We start from the raw sequence: 21,689 nt of genomic DNA on the forward strand, positions 1-21,689 counted from the left end.
CGTTCATCCGGTCGGCGACCGGCTCGCGCGAGGTCCCCGGCCCCTGGGGGCGGCCGTCAGTGTCCGGCGTCCTCCCAGGTGCGGCCGACGCCCACCGAGACGGCCAGCGGGACACGCAGGGCGTAGGCGGCGTTCATCCGGTCCGTGACCAGCTCGCGCAACGTCTCCAGCTCACCGGGGGCCACCTCGAAGACGAGCTCGTCATGGACCTGCAGCAGCATCCGGGAGCCGAGCGCCGCCTCCTTGAGCGCGCCCTGCACGTTGAGCATGGCGACCTTGATGATGTCGGCCGCCGAACCCTGGATGGGCGCGTTGAGCGCCATCCGCTCGGCCATCTCGCGGCGCTGGCGGTTGTCGCTGTTGAGGTCGGGCAGGTAACGGCGCCGCCCCATGATCGTCTCGGTGTAGCCGTCGTTCCTGGCCTGCGCGACGATCGCGTTGAGGAAGTCGCGGACGCCGCCGAACTCCTCGAAATACCCCTCCTTGAGCGCTCTGGCCTCGGAGACGGGGATGTTGAGCTGCTCCGACAACCCGAAGTCGGACAGTCCGTAGGCCAGGCCGTAGTTCATCGCCTTGATCTTGGCCCGCATCTCCCCGGTGACCTGCTCGGGCTCGATGTCGAAGACCCGGGCCGCGGTGGCCTGGTGGAAGTCGTGCCCGGACTCGAAGGACGCGATCAGCGCCTCGTCGCCGGACAGGTGGGCCATGATGCGCAGCTCGATCTGGCTGTAGTCGGCGGTCAGCAGGGTCTCGAAGCCCTTGCCGACCACGAAGCCCTGCCGGATGCGGCGGCCCTCGGCGGTGCGGATCGGGATGTTCTGCAGGTTGGGCTTCTCCGAGCTGAGCCGCCCGGTGGCCGCCACGATCTGGTTGAAGGTGGTGTGGATGCGGCCGTCGTCGGCGATCTCCTTGATCAGGCCCTCGACCGTGACCTTCAGCTTGGCCTGGTCGCGGTGGCGCAGCATGATCGTCGGCAGCTCGTGCTCGGTCTGGGCGGCCAGCCAGGCCAGCGCGGGGGCGTCGGTGGTGTAGCCCGTCTTGGTCTTCTTGGTCTTGGGCAGGTTGAGCTTGACGAACAGGATCTCCTGAAGCTGCTTGGGCGAGCCCAGGTTGAACTGCTCACCGCCCACGGAGGCGTGCGCCGCCTCGACCGCCTGCTTGACCGCGGCGCCGAACTCGGCCTCCAGGCCGCTGAGATACTCCCGGTCGGCGGCGATGCCGGCCCGCTCCAGCTCGGCCAGCACGGTGACGAGCGGCAGCTCCACGTCGCGCATCAGGCGGATGCCGCCCAGCGGCTCCAGGAACGCCTCCAGCGCGTCGGCGAGCTCGCCGACCGCCAGTGCCCGCAGGGCCAGGTCGCGGGCGCCGTCGTCGTCCTGGTCGTCGAAGAGGCTGGTCTGGCCGCCGTTGTCGGCCTCGCTGCGCAACTCGCGCCGCAGATAGACCCGCACGAGGTCCTCCAGCGGGAACGAGCGCTGCCCGGGCGTCGCCAGGTAGGCGGCGAGCGCGGTGTCGCAGGTGAGGCCGCGCAGCTCCATGCCCTGCGCCCACAGCGCGAGCATCGGGCCCTTGGCGTCGTGCACCGCCTTGGGCTTCGAGGCGTCGGCCAGCCACGCGCGCAGGGCCGCCTCGTCGGCCTCGGTCAGCGTGGTGGGGTCGATGAACGCGGCCCCGGCTCCGGCCGCCGCGACGGCGATGCTGTCGACGCGGCCGGTGCCGCTGCCGTACGCGCCCTTGAAGGCCAGGCCGGCGCGGCCCTCGGGCAGCGCGCGCAGCCACGGGTCCACCTCGTCGGGGCCGAGGGTGACGACCTCGACCTCGAAGCCCTCCTCGGTCTCCGCCTCGGGCGAGCCGATCGTCTTGAACAGCCGGTCGCGGATCTCGCCGCGGAACTCCAGCGTGTCGAGGATCTTGTTGATCTCGTCGCGGTCGGCCGCGCCGACCGTCAGCCGGGAGATCTCCTGCTCCAGCGGGACGTCGCGGATCAGCTGGGTCAGGCGCCGGTTCATCAGCACCTGGTCGAGGTGGTCGCGGAGCTTGTCACCGACCTTGCCCTTGACCTCGTCCACCCGGTTGACCAGCTCCTCCAGCGAGCCGAACTCGCGGATCCACTTGGCCGCGGTCTTCTCCCCCACGCCGGGGATGTTCTTCAGGTTGTCGCTGGAGTCGCCGCGGATGGCCGCGAAGTCGGGATACTGCGCCGGGGTGAGCTCGTACTTCTCCAGGACGGCCTCGGGGGTGAAGCGGGTCATGTTGCTGATGCCGACACGGGTCATCAGCACGGTGACCCGCTCGTCGACGAGCTGCAGCGCGTCGCGGTCGCCGGTGACGATCAGCACGTTCATGCCCTGCTCGGCGGCGCGGGTGGCGAGGGTGGCGATCAGGTCGTCGGCCTCGTATCCGGCCAGCGACAGGTGCGGCACGCGCACCGCGTCGAGCACCTCGTGGATCAGGCTCATCTGGCTGCGGAAGCTGTCCGGACTCGCACTCCGGTTCGCCTTGTAGTCGGCGTACTCCTCGTGGCGGAACGTCGGCTCGGAACGGTCGAAGCAGACCGCCACGTGGGTCGGCCGCTCGTCGCGGAGCACGTTGACCAGCATCGAGGTGAACCCGTAGACCGCGTTGGTCGTCTGGCCCGTGGTGGTGGAGAAGTTCTCCTCCGGCAGGGCGTAGAAGGCCCGATAGGCGAGTGAATGCCCATCCAGCAGCAGGAGACACGGACGAGTGGGGGTCGCTTCGTTCTTCGGCACAGCGAAAGCCTAGTCTCCTGGTACGACAGAACGCCTGACTCACCTGACAGGAGACGTCCCCTTGACCATGACAGACCCCGACGAGGCCGCTCGCATCGAGGAACTGCTGGCCGCCTCACACCAGAACACGCTGGTGGAGCGGATGGGCATCCTGATCACCGAGGCCACTCCCGAGCGGGTGACGGGCACGATGCCCGTCGAGGGCAACACCCAGCCGTACGGCCTGCTGCACGGCGGTGCCTCGTGTGTGCTGGCGGAGACGCTGGGCTCGGTCGGCGCGGCACTGCACGCGGGCCCCGGGCGGATCGCGATGGGCATCGAGATCAACGCCACCCACCACCGCTCGGCCACCTCGGGGCTGGTCACCGGCGTGGCCACCCGGCTGCACGGCGGCCGCACGCTCGCCACCTACGACATCGAGATCGTCGACGAGCGCGACCGCCGGGTGTGCAGCGCGCGCCTCACCTGCATGCTGCGCGACGTCTGAACACACCCGGACCGCCTTTTTGCCGTCATCGAGCGATGATTCCGCTACGGTGGGTGACGGCGATGCCCGCGGGGAGGCCGAGTAGAAAACGTACGGGGTCGGGGAAGCTCCGTACGGCGCCAAAGGCCTCCCCCGGGCTCCCTGGGCTTCGACCTTCATCGCGCGAAGGCCCGCACCGGGCGGGTGCGGGCCTTTGAGAGACGGAACTCAGATGTCCGTGTGCGTCGGGTCGAGCACCCGGCGCAGGAAGGTCTTCGTGCGCTCGTGCCGCGGAGCGCCGATCACCTGCTCCGCCGGGCCGTCCTCCACGATCACGCCGCCGTCCATGAAGACCACCCGGTCGGCCACGTCGCGGGCGAACGCCATCTCGTGGGTGACCACGAGCATCGTCATCCCCTCCTCGGCGAGCTTGCGCATGACCGTGAGCACGTCACCGACGAGTTCGGGGTCGAGCGCCGAGGTGGGCTCGTCGAAGAGCATCAGCGCCGGGCTCATGGCCAGCGCCCTGGCGATGGCCACCCGCTGCTGCTGGCCGCCGGAGAGCTGGGTGGGGTAGGCGTCGCACTTCTCACCGATGCCGACCTTGTCCAGGTTCTCCCTGGCGATCTTCTCGGCCTCGGCCCTGCCCCGCTTCAGCACCCGGCGCTGCGAGATCATCACGTTCTGCAGAACCGTCATGTGCGGGAAGAGGTTGAACTGCTGGAAGACCATCCCGATGCCGCGGCGGGCGGCGTCGATGTCGACGTCGCGGTCGGTCAGCTCCACTCCGTGGACGACCACCTTGCCCGACGTCGGCTGCTCCAGCAGGTTCACGCAGCGCAGCAGGGTGGACTTGCCCGACCCCGAGGGGCCGATGACACAGACCACCTGGCCGGGGTCGACGGCGAAGTCGATGCCCTTGAGAACCTCGAGCTTGCCGAAGCACTTGTGCAGGTCACGGATCTCAACCGCGTGGTTCACCGGAGTCACCGTCCCTTCGCCTGGCGCTTCTCCAGCCGGGACGCGAGATAGCCCAGCGGGATGGTGACCAGAAGGTATGTCACGCCCACGACCAGGATGGGCGTGGCGTTGGCATGGGTCGAGGCCATGTCGTTGCCGAACTTCGTGAGCTCGACGTAGTCACCGGAGACACCGAGGAACAGCACCAGCGAGGAGTCCTTGAGCAGGGAGACGAACTGGTTGGTCGTCGGCGGGATCACGATGCGCACGGCCTGCGGGATGACGATGGAGACCATGGCCCGCGTGTACGACATGCCCAGCGAGCGCGCCGCCTCCATCTGCCCCTTGGGCACCGCCTGAAGGCCCGCCCTGAGCGTCTCCGCCATGTAGGCCGAACCGACGATCGTCAGACCCAGGATGCCCTCGCCGTAGGTGCCGCCCGGCACCTGGAAGCCGCTCAGGGCCAGGGGCAGGAACAGGATGAGCAGAAAGATCAGCAGCGCGGGCAGGCCGCGGAAGATCTCGATGTAGGCGATCGCGATCCACCGGTAGGGCCGCACCGACGACATCCGCATCAGCGCGAACAGCAGACCGAGCAGGAAGGCGAAGACGAACCCACCGACCGAGTAGATGATGGTGTTCTTCAGCGCGATCGTGAACAGCTCTGGAAGCGTCTTCTCCGCGACGTCGAGCCTGGCGAAGTTCTTTCCGAGCTCGCCCCACTCGATGGTCAGGGCCAGGAAGACGGCCACGGCCGCCAGTACGACGTACTGGACGGCGCGGCTGATCTGCTGTCTCTTACGGGGACTGAGCCCACTCCCGGCGGGAGCACCCCCGCCGGGAGTGGGCTCGGTCGTCGTTGGCTGGTCCGTCATCGGTTAGCCGAGCTCCCCGGGCTTCTTACCGAACCACTTGACGAAGATCTGCTCGTAGGTGCCGTCCGCCTTGGCCTCGGTGATCGCGTCGTTGATCGCCTTGAGCAGGACCGGGTCGGCGCCCTTCTTCAGGCCGACGCCGTACTGCTCGCCGGTGTCGAGGCTGGCGACCAGCTCGAACTTCTCCGCGATCTCAGGCTTCTTCAGCCAGGTCAGCACGACGGGAAGGTCCTGGACGATCACGTCGACCTGTCCGGACTGCAGGCCGAGCAGTTCCTTGGGAGAGTCGGCGAACTCCTTCGGGTCCATGCCCTTGCCCTTGACGTAGTCGAGGCCCGTGGTCGAGGCCTGGGCGCCGAGCTTGAGGCCCTTGGCCTTGATCTCGTCAAGGGTCGCCACGCCGGCTCCCTTCTTGGCCAGCAGTGCCTGCGTGGCGTCGAAGTAGGGCTCGGAGAAGTCGATGTTGGCCTTGCGCTCCTCGGTGATCGTCATACCGGCGGCGGCCACGTCACACTTGCCCGCCGCCATCGCCGCGCCACTCTTGATGACGGCGAAGTCGATGTCGACGATCTCCTGCGTCAGGCCGAGCTTCTTGGCCGCCAGGTCGACGATGTCGACGTCGAAACCGACGACCTTTTCCCCCTCCTTGAACTGGAAGGGCTCGTAGGGCAGGTTGGTGCAGGTGGTCAGCTTGCCAGGGGTGATCACCTGCGGGCCGGCCGCGGCCGCGGGAGCGCTTGCCGAGGCACCATCGCTCGGGCTCGCGCTGGTGGTCTCGCCACCACCGCAGGCCGCAAGGCCGAGCGCACCGGCGACGACCATGGCGCCCACCGTGAGTGCACGACGGGAAACAAAACTCAGGCCCACAAAGGCCTCCTTACGGTCAAATGTCGCTTCTTTTATGGATACCTCAATGCAGGTCATGCTCCATCACCTGCATAATCGTGCAGATCACCGGTATGACACAATTCGGACAACAACCGTGTCAGGAGTCCCCCAATCCACACCCTGCTCCAGCCGCGGACCGGAATGCGAACACTTGCCGGATCGTCAACGCCGGCCGGGCCGGTCGTTGAACTTCGGGGTCCGACTCGGTTACGTTGCCCGATGTGCGCGCCCCCCTGATCCTGTTCACCGGTGTCGCTCTCGCCGTCACCGTCCTGTCCGGCTGCACCGCAGGGGAACCGGCCGCATCCGCCTCCCCCTCGGCCACCCCCACCCCGACCTACGAACTCCCGCCGCGCCCGGTTCGGCCGGGCGAGAGCCCCATCCGGGCCGCGCCGGTGACCGACGGCGACACCCGGTTCCAGGTGATCGGCCTGCAGAAGGGCCTGAGCGGCTTCTTCGGCAGCCACGCCGAGTGGCAGGCCAAGGGCCAGTACGTGGTCGTACGGATCCTCGTGGAGAACCCCGGGCGCACCAACTCCCGCTTCGACGCCAAGCGGCAGCAGCTCATCACCGCCGACGGCACCGTCCACACGATCGACCGGTTCGCGCAGGCCACCAAGCGGCAGCCGGACACGCTCCCGCTCGGTGCCGGAGTCAGAATCGAAATGGACCTGTGGTACGACGTCCCCTCCGAGGCGCAGGTCTCCGCGATCAGGCTGTTCGGCGACCCGCCCCTCGGCGTGGGGGGCACCACCGACGGCGTGCGGGTGCCACTGTCCTGAGCCTCCCCGGCATGGGCGGGCCCGCCGCGCCGACGCGCGGCGGGCCCGCCCCCTGCCATGGAAGGCACGGATCAGGCCGGCTCCTCCGAAGCGGAGGCGGAGCCGGGAGCACCCGCCGCCTCCTCGACCAGGTCGTGCGCCGCTCCACCACCCAGATAGGCGGCCTGCACGGCCGGGTCGTTGAGCAGCTCGTCCGCGGGCGCGCTCTTGACCACCTGCCCGGTCTCCAGGACGTAGGCGCGGTGGGCCAGCTTCAGCGCCTGCTGGGCGTTCTGCTCCACCAGCAGCACCGTGGTGCCCCGGCGGTTGATCTCCTCGATGATCGAGAAGATCTGCTGCACGATCAGCGGCGCCAGACCCATCGACGGCTCGTCGAGCAGGAGCAGCTTGGGCTTGGCCATCAGCGCGCGGCCGATGGCGAGCATCTGCTGCTCACCTCCGGACATCGTGCCGCCCATCTGGGTCCTGCGCTCCAGCAGGCGGGGGAACAGCTCGTAGACCTCGTCCAGGTCGGCGCTGAAATCACCCGAGCGGGTGTAGGCGCCCATGAGCAGGTTGTCCTGCACCGTCATGCCCGGGAACACGCCCCGGCCCTCGGGCGCCTGCCCCAGACCCGCGACGACCCGCTGGTGACCGGGCATCTTGCTGATGTCATTGCCGTCGAAGGTGATGCGCCCCGACGACAGCGGGCGCAGGCCCGAGATCGTCTTCAGGGTGGTGGTCTTACCCGCCCCGTTCGCCCCGATGAGCGTGACGATCTCGCCCTCGTTCACCTCGACCGAGATGCCCTTGAGCGCCTCGATCTTGCCGTAGTGGACATGGATGTCCTTGACCTCAAGAAGCATCGGCGGGAGCTCCCAAATACGCCTCGACGACCCGGGGGTCGGTCCGCACCTCGTCCGGCAGGCCATCGGCGATCTTCTGGCCGAAGTCCAGCACCGCGATGCGGTCACTGATGCCCATGATGAGGCTCATGTCGTGCTCGATGATCAGAATCGTCCGCCCGGCGTCCCGGATATCCCGGATCAGCTGCTGCAGCGCCACCTTCTCCGCCGGGTTCATACCGGCGGCGGGCTCGTCCAGCAGCAGCAGCTTCGGGTTGGTCGCCAGGGCGCGGGCGATCTCCAGACGGCGCTGGTCACCGTAGGGCAGGTTCTTGGCGTGGTCCTGCGCGCGGTGCGAGATGCCGACGAAGTCGAGCAGCTCCATCGCCAGCGCACGCCCGTCGCGCTCGGCCCTGCGGTGCCAGGGAAGCCCCAGCGCCACGCTGACCATGCCCGACTTGTGGTGCGCGTCCGCGCCCACCATGACGTTCTCGATGGCCGTCATGTTGTGGAACAGGCGGATGTTCTGGAACGTGCGGGCGATACCCCGCTTTGTGATCTTGAAGCGCTTGACGCCGCTGATCTTCTCGTCCAGGAACCGGACCTCGCCCTCGGTCGGCTGGTAGACCCCGGTCACCACGTTGAAGACCGTGGTCTTGCCGGCGCCGTTCGGGCCGATGAGCGCGAAGATCTCCCCCTCCTTGATGGTCAGGTCGACCTCGCGCAGCGCCGTGACACCGCCGAACCGCATCACGAGGTTCCGCAGCTCCAACATGGTGCGGCCGCTCCGCTCCGGCTGTGCCACCTCCGAGGTCACAGTGGCCGGATTCACCTCGGCGCTCACTTGGAAGCCACCTCCTCAACCTGCGAATCGGGCCCGGGAACCTCGGCCCCGAGCGTACCCATCCCGCCTGTTCCCTCCTGCAACTCCGCCTTGCGTTGACGCGACGGCAGCAGACCCTCCGGACGGAAGATCATCAACGCCACCAGCACCGCGCCGAAGATCAGCATGCGGTACTCCTGCAGGCCACGGAACCGCTCGGGCAGCCAGGCCACCAGGAAGGCACCCAGCATGACACCCGGCAGGTTGCCCGAACCACCCATGACCACCGCGGCCAGGATCGTCGCCGACAGCAGGAACTGGAAGTCGTTCGGGTTGATCGAGATGGCCTTCGCCGCCCACAGCACGCCCATCGCGCCACCGATGGAGGCACCGATCGCGAAGGCGAGCATCTTGAAACGGAACGTCGGCACGCCCATGACCTCGGCCGCGTCCTCGTCCTCACGGATCGCCGCCCAGGCACGACCGACCCGGCTCTTCTCCCAGCGCTTGACCAGGATGATCACGACGACGGCCAGCGCGACCAGCAGGTAGTAGTAGGGACGCGGGTCCAGCACGCCGTACTTGAGCGGATCCACTCCGAACACCTCGGAGAAGTTGATCCCGAAGAGCTGGAAGTCCTCGATGCTCGGCGGGTGCGGAATGCCGCGGATGCCGTTCGGGCCACCGATCTCGTCGGTGTTACGGGCGGTGATCCGAATGATCTCACCGAAGCCCAGCGTGACGATCGCCAGATAGTCACCGCGCAACCGCAGCGTCGGAGCGCCCAGCGTGAGGCCCGACAGGGCACAGATCCCGATGCCGACCAGCAGGATGAGCCAGAAGTTCCAGCCCAGCCGGGTACCGATCAGCGCCATCGCGTAACCGCCCACGGCGTAGAACGCGACGAAACCCAGGTCGAGCAGACCCGCCTGACCGACCACCACGTTCAGGCCGATCGCCAGGACCACATACGTCCCGATCGGGAAGAACAGGATGCTCGCCCAGTCGGTGTAGGGCGACATGAAGGGGGCGAGACTCTCCGACGGCAGCAGCAGCGCCCCGACGATCAGGAGCACGTACAGCACCCAGCGCTGCCAGCCGGGAGTGCTCAGCCAGCGATCGTGCATGGCGTCGCCGAAGCGGCCGAGGCCATTGCGGATACCTGCCAGGGAATTCTTCTGGTTCATGCGCGCGCCTGCTGGAGTGATTCACCGAGGATTCCGGTGGGGCGGAACATCAGGACCAAGACGAGGATGGTGAAGGAGATCACGTGCTTCCAGTCGGAGCCGAAGAAGATGGCTCCGTAGTTCTCCACCAGCCCGAGCGTGATTCCACCCACCAGGGCGCCGCGCAGGTTGCCGATGCCACCCAGGACCGCCGCGGTGAACGCCTTGATACCGAAGAGGAATCCGACAAAGTAGTGCGTGTTCTCGTACGAGATCAGATAGAGCGCACCCGCCACACCGGCCATGCCGCCGCCGATGAGGAAGGTCATCCGGACGATCCTGTTGATGTCGACGCCCATCAGCACGGCCGCCTCGGGGTTCTGCGCGGTAGCGCGAATACCTCGGCCGATCTTCGAGCGGTTCACCAGGGCGTCCAGCGCGATCATCATGCCGATCGCCGCGAGGATAACGAATATCTGGTCGATCCGGACAGGGTGCCCGAAGATCGAGAAAAGTTCGCTCCGCTCCATCAGCCGGGGCAGAGCCATCTGAATACGACCCTGCTCCGGACGGTTGAAGACATTCGGGATCACCAGGAGCGCGAACAACTCCTGGAGGAAGATCGAGGCGCCGATGGCCGAGATCAGCGCCGCCAGCCGGGACGCGCCGCGCTTGCGCAGCGGCCGGTAGGCGATCCGCTCCAGCGTGATCGCGGTGCCCGCCGAGGCGAGCATGCCGGCCAGGATCATCGCCAACACGACACCGACCAACGCGATGCCGGTCAGCGCCGAGTTGATGCCGAACACGAACGGCACCAGCATCGCGCCGAACGTGCCGATCATGAAAACTTCTGAATGCGCGAAGTTGATCAGCCGCAGCACGCCGTACACCATGGTGTAGCCGAGTGCGATCAGGGCGTAGATCGAGCCGAAGGCCAGGCCGTCGATCGTCGCCGGCCAGAACTGATTGATGAAGTCATTGAGCACTAGGGTTTACCACTTCTAGCGGGGGTCGCCTGCACTTCCGGGTAGCACACCGCCTCCAGCAGAACCTCGTGGACTCTCTGGAAGTACGCGAGAAGCGGGAACGCGCTGCGCGTTCCCGCTTCTCACGCGCCGACTACCTAATCTCCTTCAGCGCCGGACTAACCCAGCTTGGCCTCGGTGGCCTTGCCCAGCAGGCCGATGGCACCATCCTTGACCTGGTAGATGTAGATGTCCTTCGCCGAGACCTCACCGTTGGCCTCGAACTTGACCTGCTTGGAGACACCCGCGAAGTCCACCGTGGAGATGAACTCGTTGATCTTCTCAGCAGTGGTGTTGCCCGCCTTGATCGCCTCGACGAAGACCGTCGCGGCGTCGTAACCCTCGGCCGCGTAGATCGCCGGGTCCGCGCTGTAAGCGGCCTTGTAGGAGTCGGCGAACGCCTTCACCTTGGCGTCGGTCACATCCGGGGTCGCGATGTAGCACGGGCAGCCGACCAGCGCGCCCTCGGCGTTCGCGGCACCGGCGCCGTCGATCAGACCCTTGTCCAGCGAACCGTCACCGGACAGGAACTTCGCGTCCTTGACACCCTTGTCGCGGAGCTGCTTGAGCAGGTTGCCGCCCGCGGCGTAGTAACCACCAAAGAAGATCGCGTCAGGCTTGGCGGCCGCGACCTTGTTCACCACCGAGGAGAAGTCACTCTCGGTCGGGTCAAGCGAGTCGGTCGTCAGCTTCACGCTCTTGGCCTCAAGCGCGCCCTTGACCGCGTCGGCAAGCGGCTTGCCGTACTCGGACTTGTCGTCGATGACGAAAACGTTCTTCGCGGCGAGGCCCGTCGCGATGAAGTCACCGATACCGGGGCCCTGAACGTTGTCACTCGGCAGCACCCGATGCCAGTACTTCCAACCGTTCGCCGACAGCGCGGCGTTGGTGGCGGACGCCGAGACGCTCGGCAGCTTCGCCTCCTCCAGCACCGGCGCCACCTGGGCGGACTCACCGGAGAACGCAGGACCGATCAGGCCGACGATCTTGTCGGTCTTGATCGCCTGCTGGGCCAGGGCGACCGCCTTCGACGGGTCCGCCTGGCTGTCGTATTCGACCAGCTCGATCTTCACAGCCGGGTTGGTCTTGTTGTACTCGTCGATGACGAGCTTCGCACCGTTCCGGGGGGGAATGACGATGCCGGCATTGGCGCCGGTCAGGTCCCCCATGAAGCCAAGCTTGATGGTACCGGGGGCGGCAGCACTGGAGCCACCCTCAGCCGGCGTGGCTTCCGTACCACCGTCACCGCAGGCAGCGAGACCGAGGGTGAGCGCCACACCGGCGGCAAGCACTCCACCGAGGCGTGCAGTCTTAGGCCGCAAGGTTGCCTTCCTTTCGCCCGTTCCCTCGTCAGGACCGGGTTCACAGATGCCCTTCCCTGGCGGGTGGCCAGGGGGTTGTGTCGGTTAGTACAGCCAGCCGATGTCACGGGTCGATACAGGACGGCCCGCCGTTACCGTTTCTTTATAACACCGATCCTTTTCGGCTATCAGCCGCAAAAGCCATGGTCACCGGCGACCTCGCCGCCCCAACGGCCATCACACCGGCCCCCGGAAAGTCCACATCGCCTCCTCCGCGAGCCACACCCCCGACAGGCACGGGCCTGCGAAAAGAACCGGAGAGTCCGATTCAGGGCTCCTCCGCCCCCATCTCGGAGCCACCCCCGCCCCGATCCGCGTCCGCGACCACGATCTGCGCAACCTGCCGCATGCTCAGCCTGCGATCCATCGACGCCTTCTGAATCCACCGGAACGACTGCGGCTCACTCCACCCGTGCCGCTCCATCAGCAGACCCTTCGCCCGCTCCACCAGCTTGCGCGTCTCCAACCGCTCGGAGAGCGTCCCGACCTCCCGCTCCAGCGCGGCGATCTCCTGATGCCTGCTGACCGCCATCTCGATCGCCGGCACCAGATCCGACTTCGTGAACGGCTTCACCAGGTACGCCATCGCACCGGCGTCCCTCGCCCGCTCCACCAGGTCACGCTGCGAGAAGGCCGTGAGAATGAGGCACGGCGCGACCCGCTGCGACACGATCTGCTCGGCCGCCGAGATCCCGTCCAGGACGGGCATCTTCACATCCAGGATCACCAGATCGGGCCGCTGCTCCATCGCCAGCTTGACCGCCGACTCCCCGTCCCCGGCCTCCGCGACGACCTCGTATCCTTCTTCCTCTAACATCTCCTTGAGGTCGAGACGGATCAGTGCTTCATCTTCCGCGATCACCACTCGCCGCTGCGTACTCACGAGCAAGAGAGTACCGACGTCCGCTAGATTGGAACCACGTCAGGGCGAAGCATGAGAGCGTTATGATGCAATTGCTCACCTTGAATTGAACAAGCCCCGGTACTCCAACGGCAGAGAGGGCGCTCTCAAACAGCGCACAGTGTGGGTTCGAATCCCACCCGGGGCACGCTTCAGCCGCCCAGCCACATGGCTGGGCGGTTTTTGTCGTACCCAGCTGAAACACTTTCCGTATGTACGACGTAACTATCCGTGAAAGAGTTCGCAATCTCCTCGACTCGGGCGAGACGATCAGCGCGGTCAGCCGCCGCACCGGCATTTCACGGTCGACCGTCAGGGCATGGCGGGAACGTCCGGACCACCTAGTCCGACGGGTGGCTTCCTGCCCTCGCTGCCTGGAGATTCCGGAACTTCCCGCTCCACCAGACAAGTACGCCTACCTTCTCGGCCTCTACCTTGGAGACGGCTACATCAGCACCATCGGCGACCCTTCCAAGCAAGTGTGGTCATTGCGCATCATGTGCGCCGATACATGGCCAGGACTACAGGAAGAGTGCATTAAGGCACTTATATCCATCAGACCGGACAACAAGGTCCGCATGCTGCCCAGACAGGGCTGTACCGAAATCAATTCCTTCTCCAAGCATTGGCCGCACTTGTTCCCACAACATGGGCCAGGGAAGAAGCACACTCGCCTGATCGAACTGGAAGCCTGGCAACGTCAGATCGTCGCAGCGAATCCGGGCCATCTCGTTCGAGGGCTGATGCACTCCGACGGTTGTCGCATCATCAACCGCGTTCGACGGCAGTTACCCGGCGAGACCCACTGGTACGAGTATCCGCGCTACCTCTTCGTGAACGAGTCCCGGGACATCCTCGATCTCTGCGGCGAGGCGCTCGACATGCTGGGCGTGGCATGGCGTTATTCCAAGCCCAACACCATCTCCGTGGCCAGGCGAGCGGCCGTTGAGCGGTTGGACGAGTTCGTGGGGCCGAAGTACTGAGGTGGTTCGGCGAGGGGCGGCCCGGTGGGCGAGTAGGTTGCTCGCAAGACGGCGTGACGGAGGGGGATGCGTGGGAATCGTGGAGAACGGCCAGGCGGAGCTGAGCGGTCCCGGTGCGGGGCGGGTGCGTCTTCCGGAGGGGGTGCGGCTCCGCGGGCACGGGGTGGTGCTGCGGGAGTGGGAGGACGGCGACCTGGGGGCGATGGTGAAGCTGTTCGACGACCCCGAGGTGGCGTACTGGACGCCGCTGGTCTCGCCGTTCGGCCCGCAGGCGGCGCGGGCCTATCTGGAACGTGCCCGGCAGCGGCGGGCGGCCGGGGAGCGGCTGCAGTTGGCGATCACCGTGGACGGGGGTGAGCCCATGGGTGAGGTGTTGCTGATGTTGAGCGGTCTTGGCCTGGATGTCGCGGAGATCGGTTACAGCGTGGGGGCCGCCTTCCGGGGGCGGGGGCTGGCGCGGGGGGCGGTGCGGGTGATGACGGAGTTCGCCCGGGACACGGTCGGGGTGTCGCGGCTGTTGCTGGAGATCGAGGCGGGTAACGCGGCGAGCGTGGCGGTGGCCCGTGCGGCGGGGTACCGCCTGACGGACGCGCCACCGGTTCCCGCTGAGGAGAAGGGCCGGCCGATAGCGCTGCGGACGTGGGAGTACGAGGGGACCTGACCGTGAGTGCCGGGTGCGGGGCAGGATGATGGTGACCCGGGCGACGGCGGGTAGGAATCGGTGCGGGTCCGGGGCGACCACCCATCTCGGTAGGAGAATCATGAGCACACTCGCTGACAGGACCATCGCGGCCCTGCGCGCCACCCATGACGGGCTGGCGGCCTTCGTCCGCGGCCTGGACGCCGCCGACCTGACCCGGCCTTCGGCCTGTTCGGAGTGGACCGTCGCCCAGGTGCTCAGCCACCTCGGTAGCGGCGCCGAGATCGGTCTGGCGGCGTTGCGGGCGGCGCTGGGCGGTCAGGACACTCCGGGCCAGGATTTCAACCACGAGGTCTGGGATCGCTGGAACGCGAAGGACCCCGAGGGGCAGGCCAAGGACTTCCTCGTCGTGGACGCGGAGATCGTCTCCACCTTCGAGGGTCTCGACGCGGAAGCCCGCGAACGGCTCCGGGTCAAGCTGAGCTTCCTGCCCGCGCCCGGCGATGTCGCTCTGGTGGCCGGGATGCGGCTGAACGAGGCTGCCCTGCACTCCTGGGACATCATGGTCGCCTTCGACCCGGCGGCCACCGTGGCGCCGGACACGAGCGGGGTGCTGACCGATCTGTACTCCGGGCCGCTTGATTTCATGATCGGCTTCTTGGGCAGGCCCGACGCCCTCGATCCGCGCCTTGCCACGACCCTCCGGGTCGAGACGAGTGACCCCGAGCGGGTGCTGGGCCTCACTCTCGGTGAGACCGTCGGCTTCAGCGAGGTCCCCGAGCCTGCCGACACCCTGTCGCTCTCGGCGGAGGCGTGGGTGCGTCTGCTCGGCGGCAGGCTGGCTCCCGAGCACACCCCGCCGTCGGTGACCGTCACCGGTGACGGCGTCACTCTGGACGACCTGCGGCGGGTGTTTCCGGGGATCTGACGTTCGCCGGTCGTCGGAGGACGGCCGGCGAAGACGGGTACGGCCACCGCCGGAGCGGTGGCCGTACGCTGGTGTGTCGATCAGGAGGGGTTGGAGACCGCCGCCCCGATGGTGTGCACGCGCAGGGCGTTGGTGGAGCCCGCGGTGCCGGGAGGCGAGCCGGCGACGATGACCACCTTGTCGCCCTTCTCCAGGCGGGAGTGGGCCAGCAGCGAGGCCTCCACCTGGCGGACCATGTCGTCGGTGTGGTGGACGAACGGCACCTCGAAGGTCTCCACGCCCCAGGTCAGCGCGAGCTGGTTGCGGACGTGGCTGGCGGAGGTGAAGGCCAGCAGCGGGATCGGTGAGCGGTAGCGGGCCAGGCGGCGGGCGGTCTCACCGGACATGGTGAACGCCACCAGCGCCTTGGCTCCGACGATGGCGCCGACCTCGGCGGCGGCGCGGGCGATGGCGCCGCCGGTGGTCTCCGGCAGCCGGTCGAGGCTGTGGGTGGCCTGGAGTGAGCTCTTCTCCGCGGTCGTGGCGATGCGGCTCATGGTCTCGACGACCTCGATGGGGTAGTTGCCGACCGAGGTCTCCCCGGAGAGCATGACCGCGTCGGCGCCGTCCATGACGGCGTAGGCGACGTCGGAGGCCTCCGCCCGGGTGGGGCGCGGTGCGGTGATCATCGAGTCGAGCATCTGGGTGGCGACGATGACCGGGCGGGCCTTCTCGCGGCAGAGCTCGATGGCCCGCTTCTGCACGATGGGCACCTCTTCGAGGGGCAGCTCGACGCCGAGGTCGCCGCGGGCGACCATGATGCCGTCGAAGGCCTCGATGATCTCGGGGAGCCGTTCCACCGCCTGCGGCTTCTCGATCTTGGCGAGCAGCGGGAGGCGGATGCCCTCCTGCTCCATGATGTTGCGCACCACGTCGGCGTCGGAGGGACGCCTGACGAAGGAGAGCGCGACCAGGTCGAAGCCGGTGCGCAGGGCCCAGCGCAGGTCGGTCTCGTCCTTGTCGGTGAGGACGGGGGCGCTGACGTTGACGCCCGGCAGGTTGAGGCCCTTGTTGTCGGAGATCATGCCGCCGATGATCACGCGGGTGGTGACGCGCTGGCCCTCGACCCGGGTCACCTCCAGGCGGACCCGGCCGTCGTCGACCAGGATGCTGTCTCCGGGGTGGACGTCCTTGGGGAGCCCCAGGTAGGAGGTGGAGACCTGCTCACGGTCGCCGGGGACCTCCTCGGTGGTGATCGTGAAGACATCACCGAAGCCGAGGCGGACGGGGCCCTCTTCGAACTTGCCGACCCGGATCTTGGGGCCCTGGAGGTCGGCCAGCAGACCTACGCCACGTCCGAGCTCGGCGGCAGCCTCCCTCACCCTGTCGTAAACCTCCTTGTGCAGCTCGTGGCTGCCATGGCTGAGGTTGAAACGGGCCACGTCCATCCCGGCCGCGATCAGCTCGCGGAGACGTTCGGGAGAGGAGGTGGCGGGGCCGAGAGTGCAGACGATTTTCGCGCGACGAGTCACGGATCCCACCCTAATTGGTACAGACCACTTGGTCGTGACGTTGGTCATAGCAGCGATGAAAAATTCGGTGACACAACGCTACCCTGGGTGAACGGAAGGTTGCGAATCGCCCCGCACGTCACCCGCACCGCGATCTTTCTCATCAGGTGCACAGATCCCCGCCTGCCCGGGCCGCTCCCCTGGCGACCTCAGGTTCCACAGCGCGGGTGCCGGAGACCCCTCGGTTCGGCCCCGCTCCCCGGACGGGACGGACCGGACGGGACGGAGGCGCGGGTCACTCGTAGACGAGTTCCTCCACGACCAGTCCGGCGCCGATGCCCAGCAGCCAGACGTCCTTGGCGAGGACGATGCCCTGCTGGGTGGGGCGCAGGCTGTCTTCCTCCCGCATGCCCGGTGTCTTGAGGTAGAGCCCGAGCAGCCCTCCGGCGAAGGCGGTCAGCCCGGCGCCCGCCAGCAGCGAGGGCACCACGGGGACCAGCAGTGCCGTGCCCAGGGCGATCTCCGCGGTGGAGAGCAGTCTCACGAACCGCGTCGCTTTGATGTTCTTGAGGAACGGGTAGGTCCCCACCGCCATCCCGTGGACCCCCGCGGCGGTCTCCTCGTCGGCGGACCACTTGCTCAGCCCCGAGTTCAGGATGAACACACCGGCGGCGGTTCGGGGTGGAAGCTGGTGTGGGCGCGCTAGAAGTCTCATGGGTCCTCACAGTGACGAGATGGAGCCGGAGAACCGTTCTCCTTCCCCGGCCTGACCGCTCCACCCGCCTGTTGATCCTCTTTTGAACGCGACAAAACGAACATAACGGGGCACGGTTTCCGCCGGGGAGCCCCTCCGGAGCCCGCCCCTGCGGCCGGCGTTCTCATCGGATCCTCATCGGACGCCAAGCGGGCATTGAGCTGGTCTCCGCAGGGTGTGGCCATGGATGTGCGCAGAGAGCCGCGGTGGTCGAGGTGGGCGCTGGTCGCGGCGTGTGTGCTCGGCGGTGTGCTGTACGGCTGGGCACTCGACTCGATCGGGTACGGCAACTCCTACTACGCGGCCGCCGCCCGTTCGATGAGCCAGAGCTGGTCGAACTTCTTCTTCGGCGCGTTCGACCCGCTGGGCGTCTCCACCGTGGACAAGCCCCCGGGAGCGCTGTGGGTGCAGGCGCTGTCGGTGCGGGTCTTCGGCTACCACGGCTGGGCGCTGATCATGCCGCAGGTGGTGGAGGGGGTGCTGGCCGTCGCCGTGCTGCACAGGGCCGTACTGCGCTGGGCCGGCCCCGCCGCGGCGTCGATCTCTGCCCTGGTGCTGGCCCTGACGCCGATCACGGTGGCGGTGAACCGCAACGACAACCCGGACACGCTGCTGGTGCTGCTGCTGGTCTGCGCCGCCTACGCGGTGACCCGGGCCGTCACCGCGAGCGCGGGTCACCCCGGCACGGCAGGACCGGCGGCCGGGCCGACGGCGGAGGGCGTGGCCGTCGGGCCCTCCGGTGCGCGAGGTGGCCGGGGGCGGCCTCTGGCGTGGCTCCTTTCGGCGGGCGCGCTGGTGGGCCTGGCGTTCACCACGAAGATGCTGCAGGCGTGGGTGGTGGCCCCCGCGCTGCTCGGCGCCTACCTGGTCGCGGAGCCTTCACCAAGAAGGCTGCGGCATCTGGTCGCCGCGGGTGCGGTCATGCTGATGACGTCGACGGCGTGGGGGGCCGCGGTGGACCTGTGGCCGGGCGCCAAGCCGTACGTCGGGGGCAGCAGGGACGGCAGCGCCTGGGACCTGGTGGTCGGCTACAACGGCCTGGGCCGGGTGCTGGGGACGCGCGACGGTGCCGGGACGGGGCTGGGCAACGCGGGGCCGAGCATGGGCGGGGATCCCGGCTGGGGCCGGCTCTTCAACGACCAGGTGGCCGGGCAGATCAGCTGGCTGCTGCCGTTCTGCGCGGTGGCCCTGGTCGCGGCGATCGTCATGGACGTCACGAGAGGACGGCTGACCGGTCCGGGGGAGAATGGGCGGCCCGGCGCGGCGGCCATCGGGGCGACTCGGGCGGGGTGGGTCCTGTGGGGCGGCTGGCTGGTGCTGTGCTGGGCCGTCTTCAGCTTCGCCGAGGGCATCTTCCACCCGTACTACACGACGCAGCTGGGGCCGGCGGTGGCGGCGCTGAGCGGCGCGGGGGCGGTGACCATGTGGCGGCTGTACCTGCGGCCGGTGGGCGCGGCGTGGGCGCTGCTGCCGGTGGCGGTGGGGTCGACGGCCCTGTGGTCCGTCGTTCTGGTGCGGCGGACACCCGACTGGGCGGCGTGGCTGCCGGTGGCGGTGGCGGCGGCCGGGGCGCTGGGGGTGGCGGGGCTGCTGGCGGGCCGGGTCCTGCTGCGCGCGTTCCGCCGCCGGGCGATGCGGACCGCGACGGTCGCGTCGGTACTGGCGGCGGTCGCCCTGCTCGCCGCCCCCGCCGCGTGGTCGGCGGCCGAACCCCTCGACGGTCCCGGTGGCATGGGCGGGGTGAACCCGACCGCCGGACCTGAGACGGGTTCCGGCGGTGGCGGTGCGGGGCCCGGCAGGGGTGGCCCCGGCGCGAGCCGCGGCCTGTCGGGACGGGGCGGCGCGGGTCCCGGCGGCGCGGGTCCCGGCGGCACCGGCCCCGACGGGACCCGGCAGGACGGTACGGGCTCGGACGGGAGGGACGGCGGAGGGTCGTTCGCGCCGGGCGGGGGCGGTCGCCGGGGTACGGGGGGTGGCGGGCCGTCCGGTTGGGGGGTCTCCACCGGAACCCTGACCGCCGACCGGCAACGCGTGCTGGACCACGTCAGGGCCAACCGGGACGGTGCCCGGATCCTGCTCGCCACGCTCTCCGCGACCGGCGCCGCGCCCTACATCATCGCGACGGGCGAGGACGTGGTCGCGATGGGCGGCTACAACGCCACGGACCAGGCGGTGAACCTGGCGGAACTGCAGAGCCTGGTGGCGGCGGGCGACCTGCGGTTCGTCCAGCTTTCCGGCTTCACCGGCCAGGGGGCCGACGCCGACCCCCGGCTCTCCTGGATCCAGGAGAGCTGCGCCCGGGTCGACCTGGAGGACGTCACCGATCTCTATCGGTGCGGTACCTGACGGCCAGGTGCGTCCCTCCAGGCCGGAGCCTCAGGGGGTGACGGAGGCCGCCTTGGCGGCGTTGACGATGCCGTGGCCGTAGAAGCCGTTGCGCGCCTTCGAACCCTCGCACTTGTGAACCTCGTCCGCCACGAGGTCGATCTTGTAGACGTACTTGCGGGGCGAGGGGCAGGCCTTGCTCGTGGCGGTGGCGTACAGCAGGCGCTGGACGTCGCCGGGAGGCATGGTGAGGCCGCTCTTGTCCGGCTTGCCGAAGCGGCTGATCAGGATGGCGGCCACGCCGGTGGCGTGCGGGGCGGCCATGGAGGTGCCGACCAGGTACTGGTAGTAGGCGCAGACGTTGTCGCGGCACTCCCGAATGATCGACGTGTCCTTCGGCGTGCCGTCGGCGCTGATCCGCCCCTTGGCCCGCAGCGCGTTCTCCGGGGCGGCGGCCAGGATGCCCCTGGTGGTGTCGTAGGAGGGGCCGCCGTCGAACTCGTCACCGCCGGGTGCCGACAGGTCGGTCTGCTCGATGCCGTAGTCGGAGTAGTAGGCCTTGCGCCCGGTCGGGCCGACCGCGGAGACCGAGATGACGCCCTCGGACTCGGCCGGGATGTTGAGGCAAGAGTTGTCGATCTTGCGGGTGCGCTCGGACTCCTTGGGATAGTCGGGGCTGCTCTCGTCGGTCTTGGGCCTGCCGAGGTCGGTGGAGCCGTTGCCGATGGCGCTGATGAGGGTGACGCCCCGCTTGCGGGCGTAGTCGAGGGCGCGCTGCATGCCGGTGATGATGCCGCGCTGCTCCAGTTGCTCGGCCTTGGAGTCGGCGGGGTTGGCCTTGCAGTTGAACAGCCACGGGTCGACGTAGAAGCTCATGTTGACCACGTCGATCCCGGCGTCCGCGGCGTAGGTGAGCGCCTCGATGCTGGGCTTGAGGAAGAACATGCCGGAGTCCTGGCCGGCGCGCAGGTTCACCAGGGTGACCCCGGGGGCGACTCCGGCGACGCCCCGGCCGTTGACCGGCGAGGCGATGGTGCTGGCCACGTGGGTGCCGTGGCCGTCGTCGTCCCAGTCGACCGGGTCCTTGCAGTCCTTGAACTCGCAGGGCCCGTCGAGGAGCTTGCCGTTGGGGTCCTTGGGCCGGTCGGTCACGAAGTTGCGGCTCAGGGCGTAGCTGAAGTTGGGGGCGATGTCGGGGTGCCTGCCGTCGATGCCGGTGTCGATGACGCCGACCAGCACCTTCTTGCTGCCGGGGGCGGTGGCGTGGGAGCCGTCCGCGGTGGCGCCGATCATCTTCATGTCCCACTGGCGTTCGGCCAGCGGCTCCGGTGCGCCGATTCCGGTCTTCCGGATGCCTGGAGTACCGCTCTGCCCGAGGGCCGCGGGGGCTCCTGTCCCGGGGATCGCGGTGGCGGAGCCGATCCTGCGGTCGGAGGAGACACCCACGACGGCGTCGCTGCCGGCGAGGTTCTCCACGAACCGGGAGCCTGGGCCGCTGGCGACGACGTAGCCGAGCCTCGTCTCCGTGGACAGCGCGGTGCCGCCGCTCGCGTCGATCGCGTCGATCGCGCGGTCGTGGGCACCGTCGGCGTAGAAGACCAGGTACTCGCGGGCCTGGCTCGCGACCGTGGTGACCCCGCCGTTCAGGGCTCCCGCCGTGAGGGTAGCCGCCAGGGCGAGAACCGTTCCCGCGCCCGTCAGGCTTCTGATCCCGCGTCTCATCGATCCTCCGCACCTGGCCTGATCAC

General features: G+C 68.4%; 19 protein-coding genes and 1 tRNA gene. 7 read left to right on the top strand and 13 right to left on the bottom strand.

The annotated features are described in order from the left end of the window. Positions 1-56: 56 nt before the first annotated feature. The gene (gene polA / locus ABT061_RS26490) at positions 57-2,750 is read right to left on the bottom strand and encodes a DNA polymerase I (RefSeq protein WP_350922737.1); all 2,694 of its coding nucleotides are present in this window, start codon (positions 2,748-2,750) and stop codon (positions 57-59) included. A 61-nt stretch (positions 2,751-2,811) separates the two neighbouring features. On the opposite strand from polA, the gene ABT061_RS26495 reads away from it, so the two are divergent. Beyond that, on the top strand, positions 2,812-3,237 hold the full coding sequence (locus ABT061_RS26495) for a PaaI family thioesterase (protein ID WP_451955160.1): 426 nt from the start codon (positions 2,812-2,814) through the stop codon (positions 3,235-3,237). Positions 3,238-3,444: 207 nt separating this feature from the next. On the opposite strand, the gene ABT061_RS26500 is transcribed toward ABT061_RS26495, so the two are convergent. From ABT061_RS26500 to ABT061_RS26510, 3 genes are read right to left on the bottom strand one after another with little or no spacing between them, the layout of a single operon-like run. Then, positions 3,445-4,206 carry an amino acid ABC transporter ATP-binding protein gene (locus ABT061_RS26500; RefSeq protein WP_350922740.1) on the bottom strand — a complete coding sequence of 254 codons (762 nt, stop codon included), beginning with the start codon at positions 4,204-4,206 and terminating at the stop codon, positions 3,445-3,447. Next, positions 4,203-5,051 carry an amino acid ABC transporter permease gene (locus ABT061_RS26505; RefSeq protein WP_350922742.1) on the bottom strand — a complete coding sequence of 283 codons (849 nt, stop codon included), beginning with the start codon at positions 5,049-5,051 and terminating at the stop codon, positions 4,203-4,205. Before ABT061_RS26505 ends, ABT061_RS26500 begins: the two co-directional genes overlap by 4 nt. A gap of 3 nt (positions 5,052-5,054) precedes the next feature. Then, on the bottom strand, positions 5,055-5,873 hold the full coding sequence (locus ABT061_RS26510; RefSeq protein ID WP_350922744.1) for an ABC transporter substrate-binding protein: 819 nt from the start codon (positions 5,871-5,873) through the stop codon (positions 5,055-5,057). A gap of 287 nt (positions 5,874-6,160) precedes the next feature. On the opposite strand from ABT061_RS26510, the gene ABT061_RS26515 reads away from it, so the two are divergent. Then, the gene (locus ABT061_RS26515; protein ID WP_350922747.1) at positions 6,161-6,721 is read left to right on the top strand and encodes a DUF4352 domain-containing protein; all 561 of its coding nucleotides are present in this window, start codon (positions 6,161-6,163) and stop codon (positions 6,719-6,721) included. Between the two features lie 71 nt (positions 6,722-6,792). Here the strand turns inward: ABT061_RS26515 and ABT061_RS26520 are convergent, their stop codons facing one another. The 6 genes from ABT061_RS26520 to ABT061_RS26545 form a co-directional block, all read right to left on the bottom strand. Beyond that, a complete protein-coding gene (locus ABT061_RS26520; RefSeq protein ID WP_350922749.1) occupies positions 6,793-7,566 on the bottom strand; it encodes an ABC transporter ATP-binding protein in 774 nt (257 codons plus the stop codon). Continuing rightward, complete coding sequence (locus ABT061_RS26525; RefSeq protein WP_451935899.1) at positions 7,556-8,389, bottom strand: ABC transporter ATP-binding protein; 834 nt, start codon at positions 8,387-8,389, stop codon at positions 7,556-7,558. Before ABT061_RS26525 ends, ABT061_RS26520 begins: the two co-directional genes overlap by 11 nt. Next, a complete protein-coding gene (locus ABT061_RS26530; protein ID WP_350922751.1) occupies positions 8,386-9,555 on the bottom strand; it encodes a branched-chain amino acid ABC transporter permease in 1,170 nt (389 codons plus the stop codon). Before ABT061_RS26530 ends, ABT061_RS26525 begins: the two co-directional genes overlap by 4 nt. Then, positions 9,552-10,520, bottom strand: a complete 969-nt coding sequence (locus ABT061_RS26535; RefSeq protein ID WP_350922754.1) for a branched-chain amino acid ABC transporter permease — start codon at positions 10,518-10,520, stop codon at positions 9,552-9,554. The genes ABT061_RS26530 and ABT061_RS26535 overlap by 4 nt, the downstream gene beginning before the upstream one ends. A 158-nt stretch (positions 10,521-10,678) precedes the next feature. Beyond that, positions 10,679-11,851, bottom strand: coding sequence for a branched-chain amino acid ABC transporter substrate-binding protein (locus ABT061_RS26540; protein ID WP_350922901.1), 1,173 nt, complete (start codon positions 11,849-11,851; stop codon positions 10,679-10,681). A gap of 337 nt (positions 11,852-12,188) precedes the next feature. Beyond that, positions 12,189-12,803, bottom strand: a complete 615-nt coding sequence (locus ABT061_RS26545; protein ID WP_350922756.1) for an ANTAR domain-containing response regulator — start codon at positions 12,801-12,803, stop codon at positions 12,189-12,191. A 93-nt stretch (positions 12,804-12,896) separates the two neighbouring features. On the opposite strand from ABT061_RS26545, the gene ABT061_RS26550 reads away from it, so the two are divergent. From ABT061_RS26550 to ABT061_RS26565, 4 genes are all read left to right on the top strand, one after another. After that, positions 12,897-12,969, top strand: a tRNA-Leu gene (locus ABT061_RS26550). Between the two features lie 64 nt (positions 12,970-13,033). Further along, the gene (locus tag ABT061_RS26555) at positions 13,034-13,804 is read left to right on the top strand and encodes a helix-turn-helix domain-containing protein (protein ID WP_350922758.1); all 771 of its coding nucleotides are present in this window, start codon (positions 13,034-13,036) and stop codon (positions 13,802-13,804) included. A 70-nt stretch (positions 13,805-13,874) separates the two neighbouring features. Beyond that, complete coding sequence (locus ABT061_RS26560) at positions 13,875-14,465, top strand: GNAT family N-acetyltransferase (RefSeq protein WP_350922761.1); 591 nt, start codon at positions 13,875-13,877, stop codon at positions 14,463-14,465. 100 nt (positions 14,466-14,565) lie between these two features. Continuing rightward, complete coding sequence (locus tag ABT061_RS26565) at positions 14,566-15,372, top strand: maleylpyruvate isomerase family mycothiol-dependent enzyme (RefSeq protein WP_350922763.1); 807 nt, start codon at positions 14,566-14,568, stop codon at positions 15,370-15,372. 80 nt (positions 15,373-15,452) lie between these two features. Here ABT061_RS26565 and pyk read toward each other — a convergent pair whose 3' ends face one another. Continuing rightward, on the bottom strand, positions 15,453-16,883 hold the full coding sequence (gene pyk / locus ABT061_RS26570; protein WP_350922764.1) for a pyruvate kinase: 1,431 nt from the start codon (positions 16,881-16,883) through the stop codon (positions 15,453-15,455). A gap of 274 nt (positions 16,884-17,157) precedes the next feature. Then, positions 17,158-17,577 carry a hypothetical protein gene (locus tag ABT061_RS26575; protein WP_350922767.1) on the bottom strand — a complete coding sequence of 140 codons (420 nt, stop codon included), beginning with the start codon at positions 17,575-17,577 and terminating at the stop codon, positions 17,158-17,160. Between the two features lie 222 nt (positions 17,578-17,799). On the opposite strand from ABT061_RS26575, the gene ABT061_RS26580 reads away from it, so the two are divergent. Continuing rightward, a complete protein-coding gene (locus ABT061_RS26580; protein WP_350922769.1) occupies positions 17,800-19,962 on the top strand; it encodes an ArnT family glycosyltransferase in 2,163 nt (720 codons plus the stop codon). 30 nt (positions 19,963-19,992) lie between these two features. On the opposite strand, the gene ABT061_RS26585 is transcribed toward ABT061_RS26580, so the two are convergent. Beyond that, positions 19,993-21,663, bottom strand: coding sequence for a S8 family peptidase (locus ABT061_RS26585; protein ID WP_350922771.1), 1,671 nt, complete (start codon positions 21,661-21,663; stop codon positions 19,993-19,995). Between the last annotated feature and the right edge of the window lie 26 nt (positions 21,664-21,689).

The sequence above is a fragment of the Streptosporangium sp. NPDC002544 genome (genome assembly GCF_040295965.1).
Taxonomy (GTDB): Bacteria; Actinomycetota; Actinomycetes; order Streptosporangiales; family Streptosporangiaceae; genus Streptosporangium.